Genomic DNA, 19,366 nt, shown 5'->3' on the forward strand with positions numbered 1-19,366 from the left:
CGATAACGGCTCATCCTTTCTGGCCGCGGCAACGCTTCCCTAACATCACTGGTCTCATCAACCGCCCTGGATCCGAATGACCGCCGCCAGTTCCGCGCTACCGCCCAGCCCCTTGCCCGACGAGCGCAAGGCGCTGCTGGAACGGTTGGTCGACGGCCTGGATGCCGCATCGCTGTGGTGGCTGTCCGGCTACACCGCCGGGCTGGCACAAGGCCAGCCGCCGCGCGCGCTGGCGGTGTTGCCGGGCGGCCAGCCGCACGCGCCGGCACAGGAGCGCCTGACCGTGCTGTACGGCAGCCAGACCGGCAATGCACGCCGGGAGGCCGAGCAGCTGGCAGCCGAGGCCGAGGCCGCCGGCCTGAGCGTGCGTCTGCTGCGTGCCGATCAGTACCCCACCCGCGAACTGGCCAGCGAGCGGTTGCTTTACGTGGTCATCAGCACCCAGGGCGAAGGCGACCCGCCGGACGACGCGATCGGGCTGGTGGAATTCCTGGCCAGCCGCCGCGCGCCCAAGCTGCCCGAGCTCAAGTACGCGGTGCTCGGCCTGGGCGATTCCAGTTACGCCGATTTCTGCGGCATCGCACGCCGCATCGACGACCGCCTGGCCGAGCTTGGCGGTAGCCGCGTGCAGCCGCGCGGCGAAGCCGATCTGGATATCGACAGTGTCGCTGCGCCCTGGCGCACGCAGGCGCTCAAGCATGCACGCGAGCAGCTCAGGAGCGGCCCGCCATCGGCCACCATCACGCCGTTGCGCAGCAGTGCAGCCGCACCGGTGTGGTCGCATCAGCAGCCCTTCCCTGCGGAATTGCTGGCCAATCAGATCGTCAGCGGGCGCGACTTCAAGGGCCCGCAGTTCCGCGTCTACGCACTGCCGAGCAAGCGCGTGCGCCATCTGGAATTTTCGCTGGAAGGTAGCGGGCTGAGCTACGAGCCCGGCGACGCGCTAGGCATCCGCCATCGCAATCCGCCGGCGCTGGTGGATGCGGTGCTGGAGACGCTGCGTCTGGATGGTCATGCCGCGGTCACCGTCGGCGAAGAGACTCTGGCCCTGCACGAGTGGCTGGCCACCCGGCGCGAACTGACCAAGCTGTCGCGGCCGCTGCTGGCCGCCCATGCCGAGCGTGCGCGCGCCGACGAGCTGCAAGCGCTGCTCGCCCCGACCCAGACCGCCGGCCTGGCGTCTTTGCTTGCCGATCACCAGTTGATCGACGTGCTGCGACGCTGGCCGGCGGATTGGGACCATGCCGGCCTGCTGGCCGCGCTGCGTCCGCTCACCCCGCGCCTGTACTCGATCGCCTCCAGCCGCAAGCGCGTGGGCGAAGAAGTGCACCTGGTGGTGGACGAACTCACCTACCAGGCGCACGGGCATGCGCACCTGGGCTCGGCCAGCGGCTTTCTGGCCGCATTGCGCGAAGGCGATACCGCACCGGTCTACATCGAGCCGAATGCGCGCTTCCGGCTGCCGGCCGATACCGATCGCGACATCCTGATGATCGGCCCGGGCACCGGCGTGGCGCCGTTCCGCGGCTTCGTACAGGAGCGCGCCGAAACCGGCGCCAAGGGCCGCAACTGGCTGTTCTTCGGTGCCCAACATTTCAATACCGATTTCCTGTATCAGGCCGAATGGCAACAGGCCTTGCAGCGCGGCGAACTGCACGCACTGGAAGTCGCGTTCTCGCGCGACCAGGCCGAAAAGATCTACGTGCAGCACCGCCTGCGCGCACGCGGCGCCGAGGTCTACGCCTGGCTGCAGGGCGGTGCGCATCTGTACGTGTGCGGTGCCATCGGCATGGGCAAGGACGTGCACGCCGCCCTGCTCGACATCGTCGCCACCCACGGCGCCGTGGATGCAGAAGCCGCCGCGGCGTATCTCACCCAGCTGCAGGTGGAGGGGCGGTATGCGCGTGATGTCTATTAGTGCTGGGAATCGGGATTGGGGAATCGGGAATCGGAACAGCCCGCAACTGACCTTTCCTGGCAGACCAAGCCGCTTTTTTCGATTCCCCATTCCCGACTCCCGAATCCCGTCATGAGCCACTCCGTCGAAGACATCAAATCCGAAAGTCGCCGTCTGCGCGGGTCGCTGGAACAGAGCCTGGCCGATGCGGTGACCGGTGCGTTGCGTGAGGACGATCAGACCCTGATCAAGTACCACGGCAGCTACCAGCAGGACGATCGCGATATCCGCGATGAGCGGCGTCGTCAGAAGCTCGAACCGGCGTACCAGTTCATGATCCGCACCCGTACGCCGGGCGGGGTGATCTCGCCCACGCAGTGGTTGGCGCTGGATGGCATCGCCACGCGGTACGCCAATCATTCGCTGCGCATCACCACGCGCCAGGCGTTCCAGTTCCACGGCGTGATCAAGCGCGAACTCAAGGCGACCATGCAGGCGATCAATGCCACCTTGATCGATACGCTGGCCGCCTGTGGCGATGTCAATCGCAATGTGCAGGTCGCCGCCAATCCGCTGCTGTCGCAGGCGCATGCCACGTTGTATGCCGATGCCGCGCGGGTGTCCGAGCATCTGTTGCCCAACACCCGTGCGTATTACGAGATCTGGCTGGACGAAGAGCGCGTGTCAGGCTCCGGCAACGAAGAAGAGCCGATCTACGGCGACCGTTATCTGCCGCGCAAGTTCAAGATCGGTTTCGCCGCGCCGCCGCTCAACGATGTGGACGTGTTCGCCAACGATCTAGGCTTCATCGCGATCCTGCACGACGGCGAGTTGCTGGGCTATAACGTCAGCATCGGCGGCGGCATGGGCGCCAGCCATGGCGATGCGGAAACCTGGCCACGGGTGGCCAATGTCGTCGGGTTCGTCACCCGCGATCAGTTGCTGGAGGTGGCCACCGCCGTGGTCACCACCCAGCGCGACTTCGGCAACCGTGCGGTGCGCAAGCGCGCGCGCTTCAAGTACACCATCGACGATCACGGCCTGGACACCATCGTGGCCGAGATCGAACGTCGTGCCGGCTTTGCGTTGCAACCCGCCAGGCAGTTCGCGTTCGAGCACAACGGCGATCGCTACGGCTGGGTCGAGGGCGACGATGGTCTGTCGCATCTGACCCTGGCCCTGCCTGCCGGGCGCATTGCCGATACCGACACCGCTGCGCATCTAAGCGGCCTGCGCGCGATTGCGCAATTGAACGTCGGCCAGTTCCGCATGACACCCAACCAGAACCTGGTCATCGCCGGCGTGCTGGCCAGCGAGCGCGCGCGCGTCGATGCCCTGGTCGCGCAGTACGGCCTGGATGCCGGCAATCGCGCGCCCACCGCGCTGGCACGCGGCGCAATGGCCTGCGTGTCGCTGCCGACCTGCGGGCTGGCGATGGCCGAGGCCGAACGCTACCTGCCCGACTTCAGCGCGGCCCTGCAGCCGGTGCTGGAGCAACACGGGCTGGCCGACACCCCGATCGTGCTGCGCCTGTCCGGCTGCCCGAATGGCTGCTCGCGCCCGTATCTGGCCGAGATCGCGCTGGTCGGCAAGGCGCCCGGCCGCTACAACCTGATGCTGGGCGGCGACCGCCGCGGCCAGCGCCTGAACACGCTGTACCGCGAAAACATCACCGAAGCGGACATTCTCGCCGCACTGGAACCGTTGCTGGCGCGCTATGCGGCCGAACGCGATCAGGCCGGCGACGAAGGCTTCGGCGATTTCCTGCATCGCAGCGGCCTGATCGCGCTGCCGCCCTACCCCACACACCGTCACCTCGACCTGGAATTGCTCGCATGACCGCGCTGCCCGCTGCATCGATCACTGCGTCCGCGCTGGACGACCTGGACGCGCTCAACGCGCAGCTGGAAGGCCTGCGCGCCGACGAGCGCGTGGCCTGGGCACTGCAACACGGCCCGCAGGAGGCGGCACTGTCGTCCAGCTTCGGCGCGCAGTCGGCGGTCACGCTGCATCTGCTCACCCAGCAGCGCCCGGACATTCCGGTGATCCTGATCGATACCGGTTACCTGTTCCCGGAAACCTACCGGTTTGCCGACGCGCTGGCCGACCGGCTCAAGCTCAACCTCAAGGTCTACCGCCCGCTGGTCAGCCGTGCCTGGATGGAAGCGCGCCACGGCCGCCTGTGGGAACAGGGCATGGTCGGCATCGACCAGTACAACAACCTGCGCAAGGTCGAGCCGATGCGCCGCGCATTGGACGAGCTCAACGTGGGCACCTGGTTCACCGGCCTGCGCCGCAGCCAGTCCGGCGGCCGCGCACAGACGCCGATCGTGCAGAAGCGCGGCGAACGCTACAAGGTCAGCCCGATCGCCGACTGGACCGACCGCGACGTGTGGCAATACCTGCAGGCGCACGACCTGCCGTATCACCCGCTATGGGAACAAGGCTACGTGTCCATCGGCGACTTCCACACCACACGCCGCTGGGAACCGGGCATGCGCGAGGAGGACACGCGCTTCTTCGGGTTGAAGCGGGAATGCGGCATCCACGAGGACATCTGAGCGCGGCACAGCGCGCGCTCGTTACGAAGCTTGCCTGCACCACTACGCGTCGAGTTTGCCGGTGGGCACACCGCCAAGCGCATCCCTGACTCGGCGCGTCCGCAGCGCATTGAGGTGACGCGCACGTACTCATGCCGCGGCAACACGTGCCTGATTGCGCTGCATCCAGTAGCGATCGAACAGCCACATCAGCAATAACGACACCCCGACCAGCGGGAAGATCAGCCCGCAGATCACCAGCAGCGCCAGCAGACCGCGCAGCGTGCGCGGATCGGCCGGCAACGGCGGCACGCCCAGGCCGCCGACCGGGCGACGTTTCCACCACATCACCGCCGCGCTCACGCACAGCAGAACGATCGCCGCGCAGGCCAGCAACAGGATCACCTGATTGGCAGTGCCGTATTGCTGGCCCAGATGCACATTGATGCCCCACTCCAGCGCGCGCCCCACTGGCCCGTAATCGCGATAGCGCATGTCCAGCAGCACCGCGCCGCTGTACTGATCCAGATGGATCACGCGCTGGCGCTGCAGGTCGGCCGGATAGACCGAGGCGGTATATACCCCGGTGGCGCCACGCGGTGGCGAGACGCTGTAGCCCGGCATGATGCCGAGCGCATCGAACCGCGCCATCGCCGCATCCAGCCCGATTGCGCCGTGACCGGGCGCAGCGACGTTGCCGGTGCCGCCGTGTGCGGCATGTTCCGACTGCACCGCATGTTCTGACCGGCTTGGCTGTTCCGCGTGTTCCGCGTGTTCCGCGTGTTCCGAATGTTCCGAATGTTCCGCACCCGACAGCGTCACACCCACCCGCCCGTCATGCAGACCCTCATCCCCCCCCGCGGCTCCACGCCCAGGCACCGCTGACTCCGGCACACGCGCCTGCCGCAACGACCACGCCGGATCGGTCGTCTCGGACAAACGCTGTTGCGACATCGGCTGCTGCACCCGCACACCGGCCGGATATCCGAAGTCCTGCCCATTGACCCAGCGATTGACCTGCGCGCCCCACAGCCACGACCACGGCATCCCGGTCAGCGCCAGGAACAGCAACACTGCACCGACGCCGGCACCGGTGACCGCATGCAGATCGCGCCAGAACAGCCGCTGCCGCGGCGTGCCGCGCACGCTGACCACCCCGCCGCGGCGCCCGCGCGGCCACCACAGATACACACCGGTCAGCACCAGCACGATCGCCCAGCCCGCCGCCATTTCGATCAGGCCGCGCGCAAACGGCCCGATCAACTCGAGACTGTGCAGCCTGCGAATCGTCCAGGCCAGGGTGCCGTGCTCGGGCAGCGCGCCGAGCACGCGTGCGCGATACGGGTCGACATACACCACCTGCCGCGCACCGTGCGTGTCGATCAGCCCGATCTCGGCACTGGCATCGGCACGTGTGGGCGTGGTGTAACGAAACAAGCTGCCGCCATACCTGCGCTGCGCCGCATCGACCAGGCGTTGCGCAGACACCCGCAGCTCGCCCACCGGCACCACCTTCAAGCCATGGTGCACGCTGCGGTCGATCGCCTCCTGGTACAGGAACGCCGCACCGGTCAGCGCCAGCCAGACGATGAAGGGCAGCACCAGCAACCCGGCATAGAAGTGCCAACGCCACACCGCGCGATAAAAGCGCCAGCGGCCATTCCGGCGCGGATCGGTGACGCGGCCATCGCCCATGATTGCGCCCATCAGAAGCTCCAGTCCCAGGACAGCGACAACGCACGTCCATCGCCCGGCGAATAACCGGAACTACCGGTGTCGTACCACGCATACACGTACGCGCGATCGGTGACATTGCGCAGCTGCAGGCTGAGCGCATTGCGTGCATCCAGGTTCCAGCGCGCGCCCAGATTGAGCAGGGCGTAGCCACCGGTGCGCCCCAGCGTATTGCTGCGCTCCAGATGATAATCGCCTTGCGCATTGCCCCAGGCGCTCAGCTGCACCGCCGCGGTGAGCTGCCATTCCAGCCCGGCGGTAGCCAGCCAGTGCGGCACGTTTTCGATCTCCTTGCCGCGCGTGGCCGGCGCACTCGGGTCCGGCGTGGCGATGCTGGCCTTCTGCCGCGAGTACGACATCCAGGCCCGCCAGTGCTCGGCCGGCTGCAGGTTCAGTTGCGCATCCCAGCCGCGCCGCAGCGTGCGCCCGACATTGGCTACATCGCCGACACCGGCCACGCCATTGACGCCCAGGATGGTGGCGACTTCGCCGGAAGCGCGTTGCTCCCAATACGCCAGGCGGCCGTCCATCAGCGCCGATGGCGCGAACTTGAAACCGGCCTCCCAGCCGTCATTGATCGACGGGCCGAGATTTGCCGGCTGGCGCCGATACGCGCCATCGCCGCTGCCGATCTGGAAGCTGCGCCCCCAGTTCGCGTACACGCTGCTTTGCCCGGCCAGCCGGTAGCTGGCACTGAACTTGGGCTGCTTGATGGTGCCGTAGTCGTACGTCGGTGCGTAAATGCCGGCACGCACATCGTGCAGCTGCCCATCGACACGGTCGATGCGATAGCCCGGCACCAGCTGCAGCCGCTCGACCGGAGTCAGCACCGCCTGTACGTAGGCCCCGCGCGTGCGCAGGTCGTAATCCCAATCGCGCAATTGCGAGCCGCGCACCCGTGCCACGGTGCGGTAGCGCTGCGACTGGTTGTCCTGCCACTGCGCATCCACACCGGCTTCCAGATTGGCCGCCAGCGCGCCCCAATCCGGCTGCCAGTTGCCGCGCAACAGCAGGCCGCGATGGGTCTCGTCGGTATCGCGTTCCTGCTGCAGTCCGGCTGCGGAAAAGCGCACCCAGCGCCGATTGCGGTAATCGTTCTGGTAGGCCTTGGCGCTCCACTGCGCAGCGGCGCCCAGCGTGCCGTCCGCGTGCAACGCGGTCTGCCGCAGCTGGCGTTCGCTGCGATCGTCCTGCGCATACGCCGGCGAACTGCGTGGCGCCGCGCGTGCGCTGGCCGCATCCAGATAACCGGCTTCCAGCGCGTGATTGTCGTAGTAACGCGTGGTGAGCCCGGCACGGAAGCCGCCATTGGGGTCGGTATAGAACCACTTGCCGGCCACGCTGCGTTTGCGCGCGTCGGCGTGTTCGCGATAACCATCGGAATCGCGCCAGGCCAGCACATAGTTCTGGCTCCATGCGCCATGTTCGAAGCCCTTGCCCAACTGCACCTCGCGCGCACCGAAACTGCCAGCCGTCACGCTCAGGCGGCCATCGTTGCCGCCGGTACGGGTCAGCACATCCACGCTGCCGGCGATCGCATGCAGACCATAGCGTGCATCGTTGGTGCCGCGCACGATCTCGATCGCGCTGATGTCCTGCGCAAACACCGCATCCAGATATGGCATGCCGCCGGCATTGTCGTTGCTGGGGATGCCGTCGATCAGCAGCTTCACTGCGTTGATGCGCCCCTCGCCATTGAAACCACGGAACGAGAACCGCCCCGCATCGGTGCCCATGCGGAACTGGGTGACCTGCACGCCCGGCGCACGCATCAACAGCTCCCAGCTGTAGTCCACGTGCTGATCGTGCAGCAGCTCGCCACCGATCACATCCACCGAACTCAGCACACGTGCCGTGCTCGGGCTGCGCTGGGTCTGCGCGCTCACCTGCACCTTGCCCAGTGTCAATGCCGCATCCTGCGCCTGCACAGTGCAGGCAGGCCCCCACACCAGCGCCAACGATGGCGCGTACCACAGCGTTTTCAATAATCGCAACCGCATGACCAACCCTTCGCCGTGCCGGCACGGCAACACCGCCGTGCGCCGCGGCAACACAGCGGGCACAGGCATCACGTCAGGAGAGCGGGTCGTCCATGCAACTGCGTGCGGGCGCGCCGGAAAATCGGGCACGCAATCGCTACATCGCAACGGACGCCCGCGATGGGGCCAGACTCACGCGTGTAGCGGCGGCCCACGTGCCCCGAGTGCGGCCCAGCGCACCGTCGATGTTGCGCGCGCCTGCCTGTGCACCGGCGCCGGCGCCGGCCGCGCTTGCAGCAGGCACAGCACCAGCAACGCCAGCCACGGCAGCAGGCGCGCGGCCAGCACGCAGTAATCGCAGGCTTCACCATGCGCGCCTGCGTGTTCGCCGGTGTGCGGCTTGGCGGGCGATGCAGCGGCGTCGTGATGGTGCGCGGCCGTCTGCGCCGGCACGGCCTGATGGTCCGCACGCAGCGAACCGCCCGTGTCCAGCACCGGCCCGCTCATGCACATCGGCTCGGGCGACTGCGCCTGGCTCCAACGGCTGACCAGCGGCGCCACCAGCATCAGCAGCACCGCCAGACAGGCAAGCAGATGCAGGCAAGGGTGGCGGCGGAGCGAAGGCATTGCGCGAGTGTAAGCCGCCGCATGCCGCAGGGGCGATGGTGGCGGCCGGTGCGCGACCGCATGTCGCACCTGTCAGCAGCGGTCGACCCGCCGGACAGAATGCCCAGTGACGCGCGTTCTGGTCGGGCGACATCTGCCGGCCTCATCGCGAAAATCGCCGACGCACAGGTACAACCCTGAAGGGTCGATGCACGGCCGTTGTCGAGGTCGGTAGTCACAGTTCCAGCAGTGGACGTGACAGCGCGCACATGGCAGGCCCTGGCATGCCCTATGCTTATACGTCACCCATCCATCTGCGCGCGCATGAGCACCGTCCTGTCCGACCCAGCGGCCGAGCCCCTTCCCTGCGCTGCCAAGCCGCCGAGCGAGGCATTGCGCCTTCAGGCGCTGCGCAGTTACGGCATCCTCGACACGCCGCGCGAGGCCGCCTTCGAAGACATCACCAGGCTGGCCTCGATCATCTGCCAGACGCCGATCGCGCTGATCAGCCTGGTGGATGCCGAGCGGCAGTGGTTCAAGAGCGAACGCGGCATGGGCGAGCGCGAGACGCCGCTATTCAAGTCGATGTGCGCGCATGCGCTGCTCGACAGCGACGTGCTGGTGGTGCCGGACACCCGCGAGGATGTGCGCTTCGCGCGCAATCCGTTGGTGACCGGCGAGGCGCCGTTGCATTTCTATGCCGGTGCCGTGCTCAAGACCAGCGAAGGTCTGCCGCTGGGCACGGTTTGCGTGCTCGACCGCCAGCCGCGCCAGCTCAGTGCCGAACAGGTCGATGCGCTGCGCGCACTCGCACGCCAGACCATGGCACAGCTGGAACTGCGCCGCGCGCTGCAGGTGGCCGAAGAATCCGACCGCTACCGCAGTCGCCTGATGGCCATCGCCGGGCACGACCTGAAGACCCCGCTGCGCACCGCCGCCTACGCCATCGACAAGATGCGCCGGCATGCCAATGTCGATTCGGTGCCGACCCTGGTCACCGCGCGCGATGCGATCAATCTGGTGGCGCGCAACCTCGACGAGCTGGCCACCCTGGCGGCCGCCAGCGAGACCGCCACGCCGGATCTGCAGCCGCTGGCGCTGGAAGATGTGCTGCATTCGGTGCTGGGTGTGTGGCGGCAACCGGCGATCGACAAGTGCCTGGCCTTGCGCCACGTGCCCACCTCCCTACGCGTGCGCAGCCATCCCACGCTGCTGACCACCTTGCTCGGCAATCTGATCGGCAACGCGGTCAAGTACACCGAACGCGGACGCGTGCTGGTCGGCGTCCGGCGTCGTCCCGGCCATGCGGTGGTGGAAATCATCGACAGCGGCATCGGCCTGAACCTGGACCACCCCGAACAGGTGTTCCAGGCCTTCCGCCAGGCCGACCCGCGCAGCGACGGGCTGGGCATCGGCCTGTGGATCGTGCACCGCACCGCCGAGACCCTGGGCTGCGAAGTGGATGTGCGCCCACGCCCGGGCGGCGGCACCTGCTTTTCGGTACGCATCCCGCTGGCCTGACCACCGCTCGGTAGCGCCGGGCCAGACCGAGTCAGCGCAGCAGGTGGGCGCTGCTTGCCGGCATTGCGTGGACCGGCAACGCCATGCAGCCGATGCCACGCAAAAAAAAGGCGGACCCGGGCTCCCGACCCGGATCCGCCGCCAAGCACGCCAGGTCTCTCCCCAGGGACCCGGGTGCGCCAGTCGCTCCATTGCACAGCCTCGCGCAACGGTGGTGCGACAGCGCCAGCAACCGCTTGACGACACCGACAGACAAACCAGCGATGCGATGTGCCGCATCGCCGGTCCTGCGCCGTCCACCCCTAGACGTCCGAGAGTGTCGCGTGATGGTTGCTATAAGGATTTACGACAGCGCAGGGCGCAACTTGATGCGACCAGACCACCCCGCCGCCACGGCCCTGACAGCTGTAGGGAGAATCACCGACAGCGCGCATTTTGGCGAGCGCGCACCGCTTCTCAAGTGATTGATAGAAGAAAGGTTTTCAAGAAAGCGGACGCTGCAGCGCAGCATCCCGATGTGCGTTCGCAGGCTGTCTCAGAGCCCGGAATCGTCCGCATCCTGGCGCGCGAACCAGTCCGCCGAATGCACCTCTTCCGCCGCAACCTCCAGCAGCTGGCGCAGCACCGCCAGCGGAATCTGCACCTGGGTGCCATCGGCCTGCAGTTCCACCCACAGCGACTCGTCCCGGGAATCGGCCAGCACCGTCAGTACCGCATGCTCGCGGCCCTCGACGCGTGCCGACAGCTGCAAGGCCATGCCGCCGTCCTGGTCGGGCGACCACAGCCGGCTGAGGGGCGGACGCAGTGGCTCGGTCATCGGTGGCAGTGCCTCACAGTGGCGAACAGGGACCGCGCGCGCAGCCAAGCGGAATCGGTACGCCGGCGCGCAGGTCGCAGTGTACGGACAGTCGTCATCGATTCCGCACACTGACCGCCAGCATGACGCAGCTGCACAGTTGCTACGTGGACGTACTTGCGGCGTGTCCCATGCCGGTACGCGTGCAGGCGCCCCTCAGTGACCGAAGCATTCCCCCGGACACAGCAGACGTCGTGAGCAAGCGTGCTCGAGGCGCGCTGCAATCTTCGGCAGGCAGCTCAGCTGGTAATGGTCTGGGTCAGCGATTCCCAGGTCGGCGGCAGCGGCCAGGCCGGGGCCTGGTTGCCGTCAAGCACGCGGCGCAGGTCGCGCTTGTCGATCTGCGGTGCCAGCACGTGCACCAGATCCAGGGCGTAGTCACGCAACACGCGGTCGCGCGGCAGCACCGCCCAGGCGATGCACTCGGCGATCGGCGCCGGTGCCGGCCAGGCGCGCAGGTCCTCGTCGCTGGCGCTGACCGCCATCTCCGCCACCAGCCCGACGCCCAGCCCGGCACGCACGTAGGTCTTGATCAGGTCTGCGTCCAGCGCGGTCAGCGCGATGCTGGGCTCCAGCCCGACCTGGGCGAACGCGCGCTGCAGCGACGAGCCCGGCCGCGTGGAGGATTCGTAGCTGATCAACGGGTGCTGCGACAACGCCTGCATGCCCGGCGCGGTGCGTGCCTGATCCAGCGCATGGCCGCGCGGCACGATCACCAGCCGCCGCCAGCGATACAGCGGCACCGCGATGCCGGCGCTCGGTTCGCCGCCGGCGGTGCTGACCACTGCGATATCCGCATCGCCCTGGCTGAGCAGATCCAATGCCGCACTCTCGGCGGCCTGCTGCAGGTGCACGCTGACCTGCGGATAGGCGTGCTTGATCTGCGCCACCGCCGGCGGCAGCACGAAGCGCGCCTGGGTGTGGGTGGTGGTCAGGGTCAGCTGGCCCTGGCTCTCGCGGCGCTGGTTGGCCGCGTAGGTGCGGATGTTGTTGGCTTCCGACAGCACCGAGCGCGCGCGCTCGATCACTTCCACGCCGGCCGGCGTCACCGCATCCAGGCTGCGCCCCTTGCGCACGAACAGCAGAAAGCCCAGTTCGTCCTCCAGCTGCTTGAGCTGCTTGGACAGACCGGGCTGGGTCGCATGCACACGCGCGGCGGCGAGCGTGATGTTGAGCTCGGCATCGGCGATGGCGACCAGATAGCGAAGTTGGGTCAGCGTCATGGGCTTATATCCAAAAAAGCGCGAGGCGCCACGAAGGACTCGACTGTAGAGGAGTTCTGCGGGCCAGCTTATAACCGAACGCTATTTTCAGGGTGTATGAAGTCATTTCCGACCGCTATATGCCGGCGTTACGGTCTGGCCCTCCCCTCTCGATGCGCTGGCCGTGCCCTCTGTGTTCCCGCTTCTTGCCGACCTGCGTGGCCGTGCCGTCCTGGTGATCGGCGGCGGCGCCGAGGCCGAGCACGCCACCGCCGCGCTGCTGCAGGCCGGCGCCGTCCCCTTGGTCGGCGCGCCGGAATTGAGCCCGCAACTGCGCGACTGGGCGCAGGCCGGGCGGCTGCGTTGGCTGGTGGGACGGTTCGAGCCGGCATGGCTGGAGCTGCCCGACCAACCGGTCTGGCTCACCATCGCCGCCAGCACCGCGCCGGACCTCAACGATGCCTTGCGTACTGCGGCCAGCGCACGCCGCCTGCTTACCCACGACGCCACGCCCGCCGCGTCGGCAGCGCCGCCCGCACGGCCCCCGATGCCGCGCACCGCGGTCGGCCGGCTCTCCCCCGGCAGCGTGACCCTGGTCGGTGCCGGCCCCGGCGACCCCGGCCTGCTCACCCGGCATGCCTTGCGCGCGCTACGGCAGGCCGATGTGCTGCTCTACGATCGCCTGGTCAGCCCGCAGATCCTGCAACTGGCCCGACGCGACGCGCTGCGCGTGGAAGTCGGCAAGGCCGCCCAGGGCCACAGCACGCGCCAGGAGCAGATCCACGTACTGATGCGCGAGCACGCGCGCGCCGGGCGCCGCGTGGTGCGGCTCAAGGGCGGCGACCCGTTCGTGTTCGGCCGCGGCGGCGAAGAGCTGGAATTCCTGCGCGACCACGGCATCGGCTTCCAGGTCATTCCCGGCATCACCGCCGCGATCGCCTGCGCCGCCTATGCCGGCATTCCGCTCACCCACCGCGACCATGCGCAATCGCTGCGGTTGATCACCGCGCACTGCAAGGATTCGCTGGACACGCTGGACTGGCAGGCGCTTGGCCAGGAACGCCAGACCCTGGCGTTCTACATGGGCGTGGCCGGCCTGGACGGCATCCAGCAACGCCTGCTGCAGGCCGGCCGCGCACCCACCACCCCGTTCGCGCTGGTGGAAAACGGCTCGCGCCCGCAGCAACGCGTGATCACCGGCACCCTCGCCAGCCTGGCTGCCACCGCGCAGCAGCACGCCGTGCGCGCCCCGGCGTTGCTGATCCTGGGCGAGGTCGCCGGGCTGGCCGCCAGCCTGCACTGGTTCGGCGCAGCGCCACTGACCGCGCAGCCGCCCCCGCACTCACCCATCGCAACGCCCGACGCGCCCACACTCGCCCACGCAGCCTGATTCCGACGGAGACCCCATGGCCCTGTACGACAACATCCTCGACACCATCGGCCGTACCCCGGTGGTCAAACTCAACCGGCTCGCGCCCGAGCACGTGACCCTGTACGTCAAGGTCGAGTCGTTCAATCCGGGCGGCTCGGTCAAGGACCGCCTGGCGCTGGCGATCATCCTCGATGCCGAACAGCGCGGCCTGCTCAAGCCCGGCGACACCATTGTCGAAGCCACCTCCGGCAATACCGGCGTGGCGCTGGCGATGGTGGCCGCCGCGCGCGGCTACAAGTTCGTCGCCACCATGGTGGAAACCTTCTCGATCGAGCGCCGCAAGCTGATGCGCGCCTATGGCGCCAAGGTGATCCTGACCCCGGCGGCCGAGCGCGGCAGCGGCATGGTGCGCAAGGCCAGGGAGCTGGCCGAGCAGCATGGCTGGTTCCTGGCCAGCCAGTTCGCCAACCCGGCCAATCCGGCCTACCACCGCAACACCACCGCGGCCGAAATCCTGCGCGACTTCGCCGGCCACCGGCTGGACCATTTCGTCACCGGCTGGGGCACCGGCGGCACGCTCACCGGCGTGGGCGAAGTGCTGCGCGTGGCCCGCCCGGAAGTGCGCATCACCGCCACCGAACCGGCCGGCGCTGCGCTATTGCAGGGCCAGGACTGGAAGCCGCACAAGATCCAGGGCTGGACCCCGGACTTCGTGCCGGAGGTGCTCAACCGCGAGGTCGCCCACGAAGTGCTCAGCGTGGAAGACACCGACGCGATCAGCGTGGCGCGCCGCCTGGCCGCCGAAGAAGGCATCTTCACCGGCATCTCCGGCGGTGCCACCGTCGCCACCGCCCTGCGCGTGGCCGAAAGCGCGGTGCCCGGTGCGGTCGTGCTGGCGATGCTGCCGGATACCGGCGAGCGCTATTTCTCCACGCCGCTGTTTGCCGACATCAACGAAGGCTCCGACGACGACTGGCTGGCCGGTCTGCCCTGACCGATCACAGTGTTGGTTTGCACGCACAGGCCGCGCCCACAGCGCGGCCTGTGCGTTTGTGGTCGTCCAGTCATTGCGCAGCTGCCCGGTGTGCTGCCGCGTGCCGGCGCGCACATGCCAACGTCGCGGCACTACGCCTGCGTGGATCTTCGTTCGCGTGCGGCGGACTCCGGCGTGCGCATACTCCCCTCCGCGTCAAGGAAACGTTAGGATGGCGGCCGACACAGGGAGAACCGTCGTGAGCAACCGGCCGTATGGATACAGCGACACCCGCGTGCGGCGGGCGCCATGGCTGGTCAAGATCACCTCGCCTGCGCACTTCGCGCTTGCCCTGGGCGTGGGCGCCTGGCTGCAGAGCGCACTGCAGCTGCCATTGCCTGCACCAACGCCACTGGCCTGGATCGAGCTGGCCGGCGGTGTGATCGCCTGTCTGGGGCTGGCGCTGGCGGTGAGCTGCTTCATCCTGTTCGCGCGCCGGCGCACCACCATCATGCCCAGCGGCCATCCCTCACGGCTGGTGCTCGATGGCCCGTATCGCTTCACCCGCAACCCGATGTACCTGGCGCTGGTGCTCAGCTATGTGGGCCTGTGCCTGCAGCTAGGCCTGCTGTGGGCGGTCGCCTTGCTGCCGCTGCCCTGGCTGGCCCTGCAGCGGTATGTGATTCCGTTCGAAGAGGCGCGTCTGCGCAACGAATTCGGCCGCCAATACAGCGCCTATTGCGCACGCGTGCGGCGCTGGCTGTAAGTCGCCAATCGTGGCGACATCGCTGCTCGGCGATTGAGCGGATTGATCGCAGCTTGCGGGTTCGCATACTTCCCGCCGCACGACCGCCACAGCCGTTCCCGGCAATCGCAGCAGATGAGATGAATGGGCGCTAGCGTGCCTGTTCCGCAACGCGCGCCCCATCACGCGTTCCTCATGCAAATCCCATAATTATCTCGCCATGAAGATCGAAGTCTGGCAAGGCGACATCACCGAACTCGACGTTGACGTCATCGTCAACGCCGCCAACGAATCACTGCTGGGCGGTGGCGGCGTGGATGGCGCCATCCACCGCGCTGCCGGCCCGCGCCTGCTGCAGGCCTGCGAGGCATTGCCGCAGGTGCGTCCAGGCGTGCGTTGCCCCACCGGCGAAATCCGCATCACCGACGGGTTCGATCTCAAGGCGCGGCACGTGTTTCATACCGTCGGCCCGGTGTGGCGCGACGGCAAGCACAACGAGCCGGAGCAACTGGCCAACTGCTACTGGCAGTCGTTGAAGCTGGCCGAGCAGATGATGCTGCATTCGATCGCATTCCCGGCCATCAGCTGCGGCATCTATGGCTATCCGCTGTACCAGGCCGCGCGCATCGCCGTGACCGAAACGCGCGACTGGCAGCGCTCGCATAAAGTGCCCAAGCACATCGTGCTGGTGGCCTACAACGAGGCCACGTTCAAGGCCTACCAGCAGGCGCTGGCTGCGCAGGAAACCGCTGCCGCCTGACGCCTGTGCAAGGCAGAGGTTGGAGATGACGAGCGCCGCAAGGCGCTCGTTGCGTTTAGAAAGTCGTGCGGGCGCGTGGCAACCCACACAAACAAAAACGCCGGCATCGCTGCCGGCGTTTTCGCTAGGTGTGCTCCGGCCATGAAGCGGCCGGCATGCCGATCAACCCTTCCACTTGCCCAGCGCGGCCAGGCCGTTTTCCTTGGCACGCTCATAGATGACCTGCTGCGCCTTGGCGAAGTTGCCGGTCATGTCCTTGGCCCACAGCTTCAGTGCGGCCTGCTGCATTGCGCGGCCGTACGAGAAGCTCAGCGGCCACGGCAGGTTGCCGAGCTGGTGCATTTCGTTGAGGTGCGCGGTGGACTGCTCGTCGGTCTGGCCGCCGGACAGGAACACGATGCCCGGCAGGATCGCCGGCACGGTCGACTTCAGGCACATCACGGTGGACTCGGCCACTTCCTCGACGCTGGCCTGCTCTTCGCAGCCCTTGCCGGAGATGACCATCGAGGCCTTCAGGATGGTGCCTTCGAGCACGACATTCTGCTCATACAGTGCGCCGAACAGCGAACGCAGCGTGGCTTCGGTGACCTCGTAGCAGGTCTCGATGTCGTGGTTGCCGTCCATGATCACTTCCGGCTCGACCATCGGCACCAGGCCCTGCTCCTGGCACAGCGCGGCATAACGCGCCAGCGCATGCGAGTTGGCCTCGATGCAGGTGCCGGACGGGATGTCCTCGCCGATGTTGATGACCGCACGCCACTTGGCGAAGCGTGCGCCCAGCGTGTAGTACTCCTCCAGACGCGCGCGCAGCCCATCCAGGCCTTCGGTGACCAGCTCGCCCGGCATGCCGGCCAGCGGCTGCGCACCCTTGTCGACCTTGATGCCCGGGATGATGCCGTGGGCGGTCATGTACTCGGCGAACGGCACGCCGTCCTTGGTCTTCTGACGGATGGTCTCGTCGAACAGGATCGCGCCGGAGATGTAGTCGCTCAGCTTGGGCGTGGTCAGCAGCAGTTCGCGGTAGGCGCGACGGTTTTCTTCGATGTTCTCGATGCCGACGCTGGCAAAACGCTTGGCGATCGTGCTGGTCGATTCGTCGATGGCGATGATGCCCTTGCCCGGGGCGACCATGGCCTGGGCGGTTTCGGCAAGCTGTTCGATGCTCATGTAGTTCCTGTGGCAGCTGCGGGGGAGAACGAAAGTATAGCGACGAAAGTTGCAGACATTCCTTCACGGAATGCCTGCAACCGATTACACGTGTCCGGCATGGCGGATGTGTGGCGCGGCTCGCAGCGTGATGCGCGTTGCGGGCTGCGCGCTCCGCGGGCGCACTCGCACCGCAGACCCTGTCCCGCACAGCACAACGGCGACCCGCAGGCCGCCGCTGTGTCTGTACGCAACGATGTGGATGCAGCGCGTGTGTCGACCGACGACGCACGCGCTGCGCAGGGCGTGCGTTACAGCTCGCCCAGACCGCTGGCGCGGCCGTCTTCGCCCACTTCCAGCAGACGCAGCGTGTTGGTGGCGCCGTGGGTTTCCATATGCTCGCCGCTGGTGAACACCACGCGGTCGCCGGGCCCCATGCGCTCGTTCTCCACCAGCAGGCGGATTGCCGCACGTGCGGCCTCGCGCGGGGTCAGGCCGCGGCTGTCGAAGCTGATCGGGAACACGCCACGCATCATCGCCATGTGGCGGCGCGCGCCATCGTGGCGGGTGAAGGCGTAGATCGGCATGTTGGAACGGAAGCGCGACAGGTACCGCGGCGTGCCGCCGGACTCGGTCAACGCGACCACGCCGGCCAGACCGATGTGCTCGGACAGGAACATGGTCGCCATCGCGATCGCCTGGTCGGCGCGCTGCAGATTGCGTTGCGCCGCTTCGAAGTCGGTGTCGAACTCGAACTGACGCTCGGCGCCCAGACAGATGCGCGCCATCGCTTCCACCGCACGCACCGGATAGGCGCCGGCTGCGGTCTCGGCCGAGAGCATCACCGCGTCAGTACCGTCGATGACCGCATTGGCCACGTCCAGCACTTCGGCGCGGGTCGGGATCGGGCTTTCCACCATCGACTGCAGCATCTGCGTGGCGGTGATCACCACTTTGTTCTGCGCCAGCGACTCGCGGATGATCTTCTTCTGCAGGCCCGGCAATTCGGCATCGCCGATTTCCACGCCCAGATCGCCACGCGCCACCATCACCACGTCGGAGGCTTCGACGATCTCGACCAGGTTCTCGATCGCTTCGGTGCGCTCGATCTTGGACACCAGCGCGGCATCGCAGCCGTGCTGACGGGCAATGCGGCGCGCGTCATTCATGTCTTCGGCGTTGCGGCAGAACGACACCGCGATGAAGTCCACGCCGATCTTGGCGACGATGCCGATCAGCTCCTTGTCGCGCTCGGTCAGCGCACCCAGCGACAGGCCGCCGCCCTGCTTGTTCAGGCCCTTGCGATCGGACAGCACGCCGTCGTTGAGCACGGTGGTGACGATGCGCTGCCCCTGCACTTCGGCCACCTGCAGCTGCACCAGGCCATCGTCCAGCAGCAGCACGTCGCCGGCGGCCACGTCCTGCGGCAGGCCGAGGTAGCTGACGCCGACCTGGTGCTGGTCGCCCGCGGGCGCATTGGGGTCGGCCACCAGGTCGAAACGCTCGCCGGTGGTCAGCTTGACCTTGCCTTCGGCAAAGCGTTCGACGCGGATCTTCGGGCCCGGCAGGTCGGCCAGGATGCCGACTTCGGCACCGACGCGCACGGCCGCCGCGCGCACTTCGGCCGCGCGCTTGGCCTGGCCGGACGGGTCGCCATGGCTGAAGTTGAGGCGCACCACGTTGACGCCCGCCTTGAACAAGGCTTCCAGCACACCGGGCGGATCCGTCGCCGGTCCGAGCGTGGCGAGGATCTTGGTGCGGCGTTGACGTTCTTTCATGATGGCCTCCCTGTAAAAGCCGCGAAACTTAACACACGCGTCACCTACCGAGGATGGCATTGCGGCATAGCCACCCTCCTATTCCGGCATGTCCTAAAGACAGTGCGGGACAGTACGTACGCTTTCCGCAGCGCGCTGACGCACCGCGGGATGTTGCTGTGGGCTGCCACCCTAACGCGGCAGCGGTGAAGGTCTACGGGTTGCAGCAGCGGTCAGATGACGGCGATCGGTCGTCGCAGCGCGGATGCTGCAAGACC

General features: G+C 67.5%; 15 protein-coding genes. 8 read left to right on the forward strand and 7 right to left on the reverse strand.

Going from position 1 to position 19,366, the window contains the following annotated elements; genetic code table 11:
• Window positions 1-76 precede the first annotated feature (76 nt).
• The 3 genes from AC06DU_RS15845 (at window position 77) to AC06DU_RS15855 (ending at window position 4,458) form a co-directional block, all read left to right on the forward strand.
• Entirely contained in the window at window positions 77-1,918 is a 1,842-nt protein-coding gene (locus AC06DU_RS15845; protein WP_478202802.1) for an assimilatory sulfite reductase (NADPH) flavoprotein subunit, read from the forward strand.
• Window positions 1,919-2,029: 111 nt separating this feature from the next.
• On the forward strand, window positions 2,030-3,736 hold the full coding sequence (cysI, locus tag AC06DU_RS15850) for an assimilatory sulfite reductase (NADPH) hemoprotein subunit (RefSeq protein WP_228912346.1): 1,707 nt from the start codon (window positions 2,030-2,032) through the stop codon (window positions 3,734-3,736).
• Complete coding sequence (locus AC06DU_RS15855; protein WP_024940721.1) at window positions 3,733-4,458, forward strand: phosphoadenylyl-sulfate reductase; 726 nt, start codon at window positions 3,733-3,735, stop codon at window positions 4,456-4,458. Before cysI ends, AC06DU_RS15855 begins: the two co-directional genes overlap by 4 nt.
• A 129-nt stretch (window positions 4,459-4,587) precedes the next feature.
• On the opposite strand, the gene AC06DU_RS15860 is transcribed toward AC06DU_RS15855, so the two are convergent.
• The 3 genes from AC06DU_RS15860 to AC06DU_RS15870 form a co-directional block, all read right to left on the reverse strand.
• Window positions 4,588-6,144, reverse strand: coding sequence for a PepSY-associated TM helix domain-containing protein (locus tag AC06DU_RS15860; RefSeq protein ID WP_478202803.1), 1,557 nt, complete (start codon window positions 6,142-6,144; stop codon window positions 4,588-4,590).
• On the reverse strand, window positions 6,144-8,147 hold the full coding sequence (locus AC06DU_RS15865; protein ID WP_478204428.1) for a TonB-dependent receptor: 2,004 nt from the start codon (window positions 8,145-8,147) through the stop codon (window positions 6,144-6,146). The genes AC06DU_RS15860 and AC06DU_RS15865 overlap by 1 nt, the downstream gene beginning before the upstream one ends.
• Window positions 8,148-8,342: 195 nt before the next feature.
• A complete protein-coding gene (locus tag AC06DU_RS15870) occupies window positions 8,343-8,777 on the reverse strand; it encodes a DUF2946 family protein (RefSeq protein WP_478202804.1) in 435 nt (144 codons plus the stop codon).
• A gap of 303 nt (window positions 8,778-9,080) precedes the next feature.
• Here AC06DU_RS15870 and AC06DU_RS15875 point away from each other — a divergent pair, with 303 nt between their 5' ends.
• Window positions 9,081-10,277, forward strand: coding sequence for a GAF domain-containing sensor histidine kinase (locus AC06DU_RS15875; protein WP_024938175.1), 1,197 nt, complete (start codon window positions 9,081-9,083; stop codon window positions 10,275-10,277).
• A gap of 535 nt (window positions 10,278-10,812) precedes the next feature.
• Here the strand turns inward: AC06DU_RS15875 and AC06DU_RS15880 are convergent.
• Window positions 10,813-11,094: a hypothetical protein gene (locus tag AC06DU_RS15880; RefSeq protein ID WP_104576725.1), complete on the reverse strand. Its 282-nt coding sequence runs from the start codon at window positions 11,092-11,094 to the stop codon at window positions 10,813-10,815.
• A gap of 278 nt (window positions 11,095-11,372) precedes the next feature.
• Window positions 11,373-12,356: a LysR family transcriptional regulator gene (locus AC06DU_RS15885; RefSeq protein WP_478202805.1), complete on the reverse strand. Its 984-nt coding sequence runs from the start codon at window positions 12,354-12,356 to the stop codon at window positions 11,373-11,375.
• 163 nt (window positions 12,357-12,519) lie between these two features.
• Here AC06DU_RS15885 and cobA point away from each other — a divergent pair, with 163 nt between their 5' ends.
• The 4 genes from cobA (at window position 12,520) to AC06DU_RS15905 (ending at window position 16,185) form a co-directional block, all read left to right on the forward strand.
• Window positions 12,520-13,725: a uroporphyrinogen-III C-methyltransferase gene (cobA, locus tag AC06DU_RS15890; protein ID WP_478202806.1), complete on the forward strand. Its 1,206-nt coding sequence runs from the start codon at window positions 12,520-12,522 to the stop codon at window positions 13,723-13,725.
• A 16-nt stretch (window positions 13,726-13,741) separates the two neighbouring features.
• A complete protein-coding gene (gene cysK / locus AC06DU_RS15895) occupies window positions 13,742-14,701 on the forward strand; it encodes a cysteine synthase A (protein ID WP_016902280.1) in 960 nt (319 codons plus the stop codon).
• 238 nt (window positions 14,702-14,939) lie between these two features.
• Window positions 14,940-15,446, forward strand: coding sequence for a methyltransferase family protein (locus AC06DU_RS15900; RefSeq protein WP_478202807.1), 507 nt, complete (start codon window positions 14,940-14,942; stop codon window positions 15,444-15,446).
• Between the two features lie 199 nt (window positions 15,447-15,645).
• On the forward strand, window positions 15,646-16,185 hold the full coding sequence (locus AC06DU_RS15905) for an O-acetyl-ADP-ribose deacetylase (RefSeq protein ID WP_024938170.1): 540 nt from the start codon (window positions 15,646-15,648) through the stop codon (window positions 16,183-16,185).
• Window positions 16,186-16,347: 162 nt separating this feature from the next.
• Here AC06DU_RS15905 and AC06DU_RS15910 read toward each other — a convergent pair whose 3' ends face one another.
• A complete protein-coding gene (locus AC06DU_RS15910; protein WP_016902277.1) occupies window positions 16,348-17,352 on the reverse strand; it encodes a class I fructose-bisphosphate aldolase in 1,005 nt (334 codons plus the stop codon).
• Window positions 17,353-17,642: 290 nt separating this feature from the next.
• On the reverse strand, window positions 17,643-19,109 hold the full coding sequence (gene pyk, locus AC06DU_RS15915; RefSeq protein ID WP_024938169.1) for a pyruvate kinase: 1,467 nt from the start codon (window positions 19,107-19,109) through the stop codon (window positions 17,643-17,645).
• Between the last annotated feature and the right edge of the window lie 257 nt (window positions 19,110-19,366).

The sequence above is a fragment of the Xanthomonas sp. NCPPB 3200 genome, from assembly GCF_056393585.1.